9 protein-coding genes are annotated in these 10,696 nt (G+C 41.2%); 6 read left to right on the top strand and 3 right to left on the bottom strand.

Going from position 1 to position 10,696, the window contains the following annotated elements; translation table 11 throughout:
* Positions 1–4: 4 nt before the first annotated feature.
* From FJ218_09745 to FJ218_09755, 3 genes are all read right to left on the bottom strand, one after another.
* Positions 5–718, bottom strand: a complete 714-nt coding sequence (locus FJ218_09745; GenBank protein MBM4167182.1) for a hypothetical protein — start codon at positions 716–718, stop codon at positions 5–7.
* A 120-nt stretch (positions 719–838) separates the two neighbouring features.
* The gene (locus FJ218_09750; GenBank protein MBM4167183.1) at positions 839–3,871 is read right to left on the bottom strand and encodes a glycosyl hydrolase; all 3,033 of its coding nucleotides are present in this window, start codon (positions 3,869–3,871) and stop codon (positions 839–841) included.
* A gap of 198 nt (positions 3,872–4,069) precedes the next feature.
* Positions 4,070–5,440 (bottom strand): imidazolonepropionase, encoded by a 1,371-nt coding sequence (locus FJ218_09755; GenBank protein MBM4167184.1) that lies wholly within the window; start codon positions 5,438–5,440, stop codon positions 4,070–4,072.
* Here FJ218_09755 and FJ218_09760 point away from each other — a divergent pair, their 5' ends adjacent.
* The 6 genes from FJ218_09760 to FJ218_09785 all read left to right on the top strand — a co-directional run.
* Positions 5,441–6,253, top strand: a complete 813-nt coding sequence (locus FJ218_09760; protein ID MBM4167185.1) for a hypothetical protein — start codon at positions 5,441–5,443, stop codon at positions 6,251–6,253. It abuts the gene before it with no gap.
* A gap of 25 nt (positions 6,254–6,278) precedes the next feature.
* A complete protein-coding gene (locus FJ218_09765; protein ID MBM4167186.1) occupies positions 6,279–8,069 on the top strand; it encodes a hypothetical protein in 1,791 nt (596 codons plus the stop codon).
* Positions 8,070–8,144: 75 nt separating this feature from the next.
* Positions 8,145–9,197: a bifunctional phosphoglucose/phosphomannose isomerase gene (locus FJ218_09770; protein ID MBM4167187.1), complete on the top strand. Its 1,053-nt coding sequence runs from the start codon at positions 8,145–8,147 to the stop codon at positions 9,195–9,197.
* 1 nt (position 9,198) lies between these two features.
* Positions 9,199–9,417 (top strand): DUF433 domain-containing protein, encoded by a 219-nt coding sequence (locus tag FJ218_09775; GenBank protein MBM4167188.1) that lies wholly within the window; start codon positions 9,199–9,201, stop codon positions 9,415–9,417.
* Positions 9,418–9,419: 2 nt separating this feature from the next.
* The gene (locus FJ218_09780) at positions 9,420–9,779 is read left to right on the top strand and encodes a hypothetical protein (protein MBM4167189.1); all 360 of its coding nucleotides are present in this window, start codon (positions 9,420–9,422) and stop codon (positions 9,777–9,779) included.
* A 1-nt stretch (position 9,780) separates the two neighbouring features.
* Positions 9,781–10,696 (top strand): excinuclease ABC subunit B (locus FJ218_09785; GenBank protein MBM4167190.1); only part of this gene is annotated, 916 nt, incomplete at its 3' end.

Below are 10,696 nucleotides of genomic sequence, written 5' to 3' on the forward strand. Positions count from 1 at the left end.
TACGTTATTCAAACTTCTTTACATAACTCCATTTCCATTCATTCCGTTCCGAAACTAATCCCGCTTTCACAGGATTGTTTAAAACATATTCAACGATACGAAATAATTCTTTTTCGTCTCGGACAATATGGTCGTAACTTTCGTGTTGCCAAAATGCGCCAGTGCGATTGAGGATTTTATTTGCTTCACGTGCGGTGAATAATTTCAATGAATGTAAAATCGGAGATAAATTGTAAGACAACTTTCCAAAGTTGTCTTTGTAGGACAAGTTTCCAACTTGTCCTTTATCAATAATGGACAATTTAGAAAATTGTCCTACGGTAAACACAATATGCACGTGATTCGGCATTATACAATAACAAATCAAATCATATTTTTTCCCATCGAGGAAATGAATTGTATCGGCAACAATTTTGGCAATGCGCTCATCTTTCAAATACAATTCTCCAGTATTTGCTCTATCCAAATACTCATCAAACTTTGCAAAGTAAAGTTTTCGTTTGTTGTATAATTCTTTGTAAAACAAGTCTCCGACTTGTTTTGTATTACCAGAAGACAATTTAGAAAATTGTCTTACGATTTCCTCTTGTTCTTCCTTCAAACGTATTATTACTTCTCGCGGAAGTGAATTTGCTAAACGAAACGTTACAAAAAACGTTGCGTTGTTTGGCTGGTAGTGCGGAAGATTGCGGCGAAAGTATGTTTTGGTGTTAGGCATATATTTCTTTCACAATTTAGAAAATTGTGTTACTGTAAAACAAGTCTCTGACTTGTTTTGTTGTGCGCAATGTAGCACAAGTTTCTAACTGATGTGTTGTTCGCAATTTGGAAAATTGCGTTACTTCTTCATTATAACCGCCGGAATTTCCAACTCTTTCACAACGCGATTAAACTCAACTAAATCCGTATCAATAACCGATTTGAATTTATGCAGTTGCTCATTCAACCGCGAAGTTAAATCGTTGTACACGTCGTACGCCTGTTTTGTCGGTTTTGCATCGGCGGCGGAAACAACTCCCGTGAGCGATGCAATTTTGTCGTTCAATTTTATCGGATAGTTCAACGCATCTTGTCCGCTTTTTATTTTCACTTGAATAATTTCTTCTTCAATCTTTTTCATTTTCTCGTTCAGCTTTTTTGCGAGCGACGAAATCGAATCTTTCATTTTGTGTTTTTCCATTCGCTTCACTAAATCATTCACTTGACTGCGAATATCACGAATCGCATTTACACATTCGTGTGCCGCTGAAACTGTATCGCGTATCTTCAGCAAGAAATCCAACTGCTCTTTAAATTCATCCTGCGTTGTTGTTACGCGCGGGTCTTTCCAAATTTCAAATTCTTGTTTCCAACTTTTCGCATTCCATTTGAGTCGCACAAAATATTTTCCGGGAATCGCCACTGGTCCTTGCGTTGTTCCGCCCCACATAATTGCGCCGGGAACATCGGTTGCATTTTTGTATTGCATATCCCACACGAAACGATTCATTCCCGAATCAAGCGGCGCGGTTTCTTCATCGTTGCTTCCTTCTTTGCTTTCACTTTCTTTTTTACACACAAATGATTTTATGAGCGAATCGCGTTCATCAAGAAATTCCAACTTCACCGTATCTTTTTCTGAAATTTTATTTTTGAAATAATAATAACACACAACGCCGCGCGGAGGATTTTTTCCAACAGTTGAACCCGGTCTATCAAATCCACCGCCGCCAATCGGATACGTAAATCGCGGCTGATACAAATACACATCAGATTTCGCAACGTCATCATTCAATTGATACAACGGAGTCAAATTATCCAACACCCAAAACGAACGTCCGTGTGTTGCAACAACCAAATCTTTCTCTCTCGCTTGAATTGCAATATCGTGAATCGGCACAACGGGCAAATTGAGTTGCAGCGTTTGCCAATGTTCGCCGTCATCAAACGAAACATACATTCCGCGTTCCGTTCCTGCATAGAGCAAACCTTTGCGATTCTGGTCTTCGCGCACTACGTGGACAAATTCGTTGTCGGGAATCCCGCGCACAATTTTTTTCCAACTCTTTCCGAAATCATTCGTCTTGAAAATGTATGGTTTGAAATCATCCAACTTGTAACGATTCACCGCAACGTACGCCGTTCCATTTTCAAATGCTGATGCATCGAGAATACTAATCATTGACCAATCGGGTAAATCTTTTGGCGTAACGTTGTTCCAATTTTTTCCATCATCTTGCGAAACAAAAATCAAACCGTCATCGCTGCCGCTCCACAAAATACCTTTCTGCGCTTTCGATTCTGCAAACGCAAAAATTGTTCCGTAATATTCAACGCTCGTGTTATCTTTCGTAATCGGTCCGCCGGAAGCATCGAGTTTTGTTGTGTCGTTGCGCGTTAAATCGGGAGAAATAATTTCCCAACTCATTCCTTCGTTTGTGGATTTGAAAACTTTGTTCGCTGTTACATACAAAACTTTCGCGTCATATTTTGAAACAAGAATTGGAAACGTCCATTGAAAGCGATACTTCCAATCTTTCGCTCCGCTCCCCATTGGGTTTTCGGGATACGGAGAAATGTTTTGCTCCTGGTCAATGCGATGGTCGTATTTCGTTAAGTAACCATCGTAACTTCCCGCATACACAACTTCCGGATTACTCCAGTTCGGAACAACAAAACCGCTTTCACCGCCGCCAACACTATACCAATCACGTGTTCCGATTCCAAAACTTGTTGTGCGACTTGCAATTCTTATTGTGGAATTATCCTGCTGTGCGCCGTAAATATTATACGGAAATGCGCTATCAACTGAAACGTGATAAATCTGCGCAGTGGCAATATCGAGTTCTGTCCACGATTGTCCGCCGTTGTACGTAACACACGCGCCGCCATCATTCCCATTGACCATTATACGCGGCTCGTTCGGGTTAATCCACAAGTCATGATTATCGCCGTGCGGAACAGAAATATTTTGCAGCGTTTTTCCTCCATCCATTGATTTGAAAAATTGCACGTTGAGAATGTACACCACGTCAGCATTTTTCGGGTCAGCATAAATGTGCGAATAATACCACGCGCGTTGCCGAATTCTTCTATCGTCATTTATTTTCGTCCAATTTTTTCCTCCGTCTTCCGAACGAAACAAACCGCCTTCATCTGCTTCAACAATTGCCCACACTCTATCACGTTTTGCCTGCGATACAGCAATGCCTATTTTTCCCTTCAAACCTTTGGGCAAACCTTTACTGCTCGAAATTTCTTCCCACGTATCGCCGCCGTTAGTAGATTTCCACAAACTGCTTCCGCCTCCACCGCTCGACATACTCCACGGATTTCTGTACGCTTGCCAAAGTGCGGCATAAATAATTCTCGCATTGTTCGGGTCAATTTCAATATCAACTGCGCCGGTAGAATCATTCTTGAATAATATTTTCTGCCAATTTTTTCCTCCATCGTTGGAACGAAAAACCCCGCGCTCTTTATTCGCACCAAACACATGACCAAACGCGGCAACGTACACCAAATTTTCATCTTTCGGATGCACAACAATTTTTGAAATCGTTTGCGCTTCTGCAAGTCCGGTAAACTTCCACGTTTTTCCCGCGTCATCGGATTTATACATTCCCTCGCCCGGCATAACATTTCCACGAATACACGCTTCACCGGTTCCGGCATAAATTACATTCGGGTCACTTTCTGCAATTGCTAATGCTCCTACAATTCCGACTTTCAAAAATCCATCGGAACAATTGAGCCACGTCGTTCCTCCATCTTCGCTTTTCCAAATTCCACCACCGGTTGCGCCAAAATAAAATGTATTCGGATAATCTTTATGACCTGCAACAGCAATCGAACGTCCGCCGCGAAACGGACCAATTTCTCTCCACCGCATTTTATTGTAGAGCGTAGTGTCGTACACGAAATTATTTTTCTGTGCGAGAAGCGGAGAGCAGAGAGCGAAGAGCAGGGAGCAGAGAGAAAGAAGTTTTGAAAAGAAAATGTTATAGAACATAGTTATTTTTTTTAAAAAGTGATGTAAAGAAAGTTGAAATTAACAACGGAACGGTAACGAGAAAAGACAATTTAATTTTTAAAATTCCAAAAGCGTTCCGTTCTTGATTACATTACGAACATGATTTTCTCCAAAATGGTACATCAGAAATTTATAGTTCGGAATATCAAGCACAAGCATATCTGCAGTTTTTCCTATCTCTAAACTTCCCAACGTTTCGCTTCGGTCCATTGCGGCGGCGGCATTCAACGTTGATGCAACGATTGCTTCTTCGGGAGTCATTTGCATTTGTGTACACGCAATGGTCATCATTAACGGCATAGAATAACTCATACACGACCCGGGATTAAAATCGCTTGCGATTGCAACGGGGATATTTGCATCAATGATTTTTCTTGCGGGTGCAAACGGATGATGCAAATTAAATGAAACTCCCGGAAGGAGAACAGCAACTGTTTCAGAATGTTGCAACGCACGAATTCCCTTTTCAGAAATATGTTCAAGATGGTCAACGGAAGTCGCTTGCATCTCGGCAGCGAGTTCTGTTCCGCCAAGATAGGAGAGTTCTTCTGCGTGAAGTTTCAATTTCATTCCGAACTGCTTTGCCGCGAGGAAAATTTTGCGTGTGTCGTCAAGCGAAAAGAAATTTATTTCGCAAAACACATCGCAAAACTCCGCAAGTTTTTTCTTTCCAACATACGGGAGCATTTCTTCGATGACGAGTTGCACATAATCGTTTTTTCTTTCTTTGTATTCCTTGGGAATTGCATGCGCGCCTAGAAACGTTGGAACCACGGTTGTTAATTCTTCTTTCTCAAGTTCGCGCGCGCATTCAAGTAATTTTATTTCGTTAGTGAAATCCAAACCATAACCACTTTTTGTTTCCACGGTTGTTGTTCCGTGTTTGAGCATCTGTAAAAGATAATGACGAGCGCTTTTCTTCAAATCTTTTTTTGTTGCATTTCTTGTATGCTCAACAGTATTCACGATTCCGCCGCCATACGCCGCAATTTCTTGATATGAAATTCCGCTTGCTCGCATAGTAAATTCGTTCTCTCTGCTTCCTCCGAAAATCGAATGTGTATGCGCATCAATAAACCCCGGCATCACAACACAATGTTCGCAATCGAGAGTTTCGATGTTTTCGGTTTTTGTTTTTGGGAAATCATTCATTGTTCCGAGCCAAAGAATTTTTCCATTTTCAGAAATTATTCCTGCGTTTTCAATAATGCCGAGTTCCCGCATTTCGCCTCCGCGGTTAAGTTTTTTTCCCCCTTGAGCAGAAACGGTTACTAGTTGTTTGATATTTGTGAGAGCGATGTTCATACATTGTTCGCGTGAAATTTTTTGCGCAAAGTTATAAAAAGCGTTTTCTTTTTCCAATTTTGTTGTTTGGAATTCACGGCAAAGAAGTCTATTTTTACCGCGTAAAATTACTACGCTCTTCATGTGAAAATTCTTTTACTTCTGTTTTTCTTTCTGAATGTTGGTGTTCAATGCGCATTTTCTGCGTTCGAACTTCGCGGAATCGGCGCGCGGGAAATGTTATTCGGAAGCAGCGCCGTTGCGTTGAAGAATTCATTGTGGTCGATTTCGTTCAATCCCGGAGGTCTTTCATTGCTTGTCGGAACTCAAACTTCCGTTTCCTATGCACCACAGCGATTCGGGTTGAAGGAGGTTTCTTCTTCTTCGCTTGCATTGGCTACTCCTTTTGAATTCGGAACAATTGCCGCAAGCGTTCATCGTTACGGATACGAAGCGTACAACGAACTTTCTTCATCACTCTCTTTTGCTAAAAATTTTACATCCATTGCCTTGGGAATTGCCGTTCACTATAATACACTTTCTATTCTGCGTTATGGAAATGATGCAACGTTAGGAATTGATGTAGGAATATTGGCGTTCGCTTCTGAAAATGTTTCGGTTGGTTTTTCTGCAACCAATATCAACGCTCCAACGATTGCTCAAAAAAAAGAACGTCTTCCGCAACTTTTTTCCATTGGCGTTTCCTATCATCCAATGAACGTCTTCACAGTTGCCGTTGGCGCAGAAAAAGATGTTCGCTACAAAATTTCTCCTAATGTAGCGATAGAATATTTTCCGATAGATGAACTTGCGTTGCGAGTCGGCGTAAGTGATGAACCCACGTTGTTTAACGGTGGATTAGGAATATCTATACATTCGATTACTCTTGATTACACATCTTCATCACATCAGGTGCTGGGATTAACCCATTACATTACCGTAACAATGCGAATGTAAAAAGCATAGAAAAAATAATTCTGGAATGAAAAATTTAAAGCGCATCGTTATATATCGTTTGTTCTTTTTTCTGTGGATTATATCTTCTTTCGCTTCTGCGCAGGAAGAAATAGAACATGACACACTGCAGGAAAACGAAATCGAGTATAGCGTTGAACAAATTGAAACCGACGAAAATGATTCACCGATTCTTGAAGTTTCTGAAGAAAATGAAAATACAACGTCAACATTGCGAACAGAAATTCGTTCGCGAGTGGCGCAGGAAATTCAAAAACGGAAAGGATTTGAAGACGGAACGTTTCTTGGCACACGCTTAAAATCGTATCAACGAATACGCGTGTCGCAAGAAAATATTTCCGGGGGAATTCTTTTTGAAAAAGATGCCGGCGAAAAAAAAATAAATGATTTTACAACGGGATTTGTTCGGGTAAAAAATTTATTCAACGCTGTTTCTGTTATTCTTGGCGATTACAGCATCGAAGCTGGGGAAGGGCTTTCGTTATGGCGCGGATTCGGTATCAGAAAAAGTTCCGACGTGTTCGCCCCTGCGCAACGAAATGCCCACGGCATAGTTCCTCATCTTACGTCCGATGAAGTAAATTTTTTTCGCGGCGGGGCGATGCAAATAACATCTTCTCAACTCGACATCGCATTGTTTTTTTCGCAACGAAAGCGAGATGCGAATTTTTCTCTCGGAAAAGATTCTACAACCTTGTACGACGCAGGATATTTCCGAACGGAAAATGAAATTGAAAAACGCTCGCAACTTTTTGAAACATCCATCGGCGGAACTGCTTCGTATCGTTTTTCGAAACAACTATCTCTTGGTGGAAGTTGGTATCGCGCACAATTTCATCGCACGCTTCTTGTGAGCGAAGGAAAAGTTTTCGCAGGAAAAATTCTTTCTCTCGCTTCGCTTTTTGTTGATGGAAAATTTCCCTTTGGGACATTGTTCGGAGAAATTGCGCTGCAGCATAATGCATCTGTTTCTGCGATTGCAGGAGCAGAAATTTCTCCCGCAAGAAATTTTCGCTTTCTTGTTGTTGGAAGAAATTATGCGCCCAATTTTTTTTCACTTCATGGATTGGCATTTGGCGAACGCATTACTACACGAAACGAACGAGGCGTGTACGTTGGATTTGTGCTTCGTTCCATTAAACGCACAACACTATCAATATACTATGACCAATTTTCTTTTCCGCAACCAACAACAACTTCCATATTTCCATCATACGGAAACGACTTTCTCTTTCGCGCGGATGTGCGTTCTACTAGAAAAATTTTACTTTCTTTGCAAATGCGGAAAAAAAATATTTTTGAAAAAAATACAAGTGTAATTGATGGAATATCTTTCCGTTTCGACGACCAACAAAAGAAATTTCAGTATCGCTGTACGTTTGATTATTCTGCAACCGATGAAATTTCTTTCCGTGAACGCATCGAGTATGTAACAATTGAGAAAACCATTTCTTCCACAAAAGAAGATGGACTTTTGTTGTACTCGGATGTGCGCGTTTCCATAGAAAAAGATGTTTCAACGTCGTTTCGTGTAGTATATTTTGAAACTGATGCATACGCGTCGCGTATAACGGAATTTGAAAAAGATGTTGACGGAGCATTGAGCATTCCTTCATTGTACGGAAAAGGAATTCGCTGGTATGTTTTTCTTGAATTGAATTTGTTTCCGCAACTCACACTGCAAGCAAAATACGGCGGAACATTTCGCGATGATGTGAAATTTATCGGAAGCGGAGATTTTGCGTTTCCGTCTAATGCGATGAATGCGTTGAGTATGCAATTGGAATGGAAGATGTAAGTTTTTCGCAAAAATATTCTGTATTTTCTTGCCGCGTTTCAACAATTTATTACCAATTTTTTCAAGGAAACTTTTATGAACGAACTTCAATTTCTCACACTCGATTCAAGAAATATGCGAGCGATGCTTCAAAATTTTCATCAACAAGTTGCAGAAGCGGTGCACATCGGAAAGAACGCAACGCTACCGAAAAAATTTAAGAAGCCGAAAAACATTGTCGTTGCCGGACTTGGCGGTTCTGCAATCGGCGGTGATTTGATTCGCTCGTATCTTGCAAACGAACTCGACGTTCCGATGCAAATTTGCCGCCACTATGTTTTACCGGAATATGTTGACAAAGATTCGCTCGTGATTATTTCGAGTTATTCGGGAAACACGGAAGAAACAATCGCGGCGCACAAAGACGCAATAAAACGAAAAGCAACGGTGCTCTGTCTTTCCACCAACGGCGAAACGGAAAAACTTGCAAAGAAACATAATCAGATGTTTGTCAAACTTCCTTCGGGGTTTCCTCCGCGCGCCGCTTTGGGATATTCATTTTTTCCAACGCTCGTTTTGTTTGCGCGGCTCGGTTTAATAAAATCGAAAGACACGGAAATAAAAGAAACGCTTGCGATGTTGAAAGCAAAAGGCGAATTGTATTCTTCGCTCGACACAAAACAAAATCCATCGCTTGCACTTGCGGAAAGATTGCACGGAAAACTTCCGATTGTGTATGCCGGCGCGGATTATTTTGATGTTGTCGGTTATCGCTGGCGCGGACAAATTTGCGAGAACTCGAAACAACTTGCATTCGGTCACGTCGTTCCTGAAATGAATCACAATGAACTTGTCGGTTGGAAAGTATTGAAACAGCAAATGAACAATATGACGGTTATTTTCCTCCGCGATAAAAAAGACCACAAGCGTGTTGGACTCCGAATGAATATTATGAAAGAAGTTCTCGCACAATACACAACAAATATCGAAGAATGTTGGAGCGAGGGAAAATCGAATCTCACACGAATGTTTTCTCTCATTCATCTCGGCGATTGGACAAGTTTCTATCTCGCAATTCTCAACAACGTCAATCCAACACCCGTGGAAGTAATTGATTATTTGAAGAATGAATTGGGGAAGGTGAAATGATATGCACGATAGAATTTCAATCAATCCAAATATTTGTCACGGAAAAGCGTGTATAAAAGGAACGCGGATTATGGTTTCCGTAATATTGGATAACTTAGCAGAAGGAGTTTCAGAAGAAGAAATTTTGAAAGGTTATCCATCGCTTACAAAAGAAGATATTCGCGCGGCAATTGGTTACGCATCAGATTTAGCGCATGAACGCATTTTGGAATTTGCGTAAGGATGAAATTCAAAACCGACGAAAACTTACCGGAAGAAATTGCTTATCTGCTACGTGAAGCCAGTTACGATGCAATGAGCGTTCGCGAACAACAATTCGGCGGAGAAGACGATAGCATAATTGCAAAAGTTTGTCTTTCAGAAAACAGAATTTTAGTAACGCTTGATGACGATTTTTCTGACATCAGAACGTATCCTCCAAAAAATTATCCCGGATTTATTGTATTACGCGTTCATAAGCAAGACAAATTCACAATAATCAACGCGTTTAAGAAAATTCTTCCTCTCATACAAAAAGAATTTGTCGAGCATCTTCTTTGGATAGTTGAGCCACATCGAATACGAGTTCGTGGAGAAGAATAACTTGTCCTTCCACCTCACCACCGATTTACAACCTTCCGGCGACCAACCTGAAGCAATCCGCCAACTTGTTGAAGGAGTGTTTCGCGGCGATAAATATCAAACATTGCTCGGCGTAACGGGAAGTGGAAAAACGTTCACGATTTCCAACGTGATTCAGCACATCGGAAAACCAACGCTGATAATGTCGCCGAACAAAACTCTTGCCGCGCAACTCTACGGCGAATTTAAAAGTTTTTTTCCGAGCGACCACGTGGAGTTTTTTATTTCCTACTACGATTATTATCAACCCGAAGCGTACGTTCCTTCGAGCGATACATACATTGCGAAAGATGCTTCCGTCAATTCCGAAATTGATAGACTCAGGTTGCGTGCTACGAGCGCATTACTCACGGGAGAAAAAAATGTTATCGTTGTTGCGTCGGTGAGTTGTATTTACGGAATCGGTGCGCCGGACGAATGGATGAAAGGAATTGTCGTTGCAAAAAAAAGACAACAACTCGCACGCAACGATTTTCTTCGCGCGCTTTCTGAAATTCATTATGTGCGCAACGATTTTGAATTCACACGCGGAACAATGCGAGTGCGAGGTGATGTGGTGGAAATAATTCCCGCATACGAAAATGAAGAAGCGTTTCGCGTGGAATTTTTCGGCGACGAGATTGAACGCATTTCTTCCATCAATGCGCTCACGGGAAAAGTTGTGCAAGAAGTTGAAAGCGCAGTTGTCTATCCCGCAAAACAATTTATCACGTCGCGCACTTCGATTGAAAATGCGATTGATTCTATTGTGGTGGAACTCGATGAGCGATTGAAAGAATTACGAGCGCAAAATAAACTTGTCGAAGCGCAACGGCTTGAACAACGCACAATGTTCGATATTACGATGATGAAAGAAGTCGGTTATTGTTCCGGCATTG

It is taken from the genome of Ignavibacteria bacterium (genome assembly GCA_016873775.1).
Lineage (GTDB): Bacteria > Bacteroidota > Ignavibacteria > UBA10030 > F1-140-MAGs086 > JAGXRH01.

Excerpts from the sequence above, each read along its gene's own strand:
- FJ218_09745 (MBM4167182.1), bottom strand. The coding sequence starts at position 718 with ATGCCTAACACCAAAACATACTTTCGCCGCAATCTTCCGCACTACCAG.
- FJ218_09750 (MBM4167183.1), bottom strand. The coding sequence starts at position 3,871 with ATGCGGTGGAGAGAAATTGGTCCGTTTCGCGGCGGACGTTCGATTGCT.
- FJ218_09755 (MBM4167184.1), bottom strand. The coding sequence starts at position 5,440 with ATGAAGAGCGTAGTAATTTTACGCGGTAAAAATAGACTTCTTTGCCGT.
- FJ218_09765 (MBM4167186.1), top strand. The coding sequence starts at position 6,279 with ATGAAAAATTTAAAGCGCATCGTTATATATCGTTTGTTCTTTTTTCTG.
- FJ218_09770 (MBM4167187.1), top strand. The coding sequence starts at position 8,145 with ATGAACGAACTTCAATTTCTCACACTCGATTCAAGAAATATGCGAGCG.
- FJ218_09775 (MBM4167188.1), top strand. The coding sequence starts at position 9,199 with ATGCACGATAGAATTTCAATCAATCCAAATATTTGTCACGGAAAAGCG.
- FJ218_09780 (MBM4167189.1), top strand. The coding sequence starts at position 9,420 with ATGAAATTCAAAACCGACGAAAACTTACCGGAAGAAATTGCTTATCTG.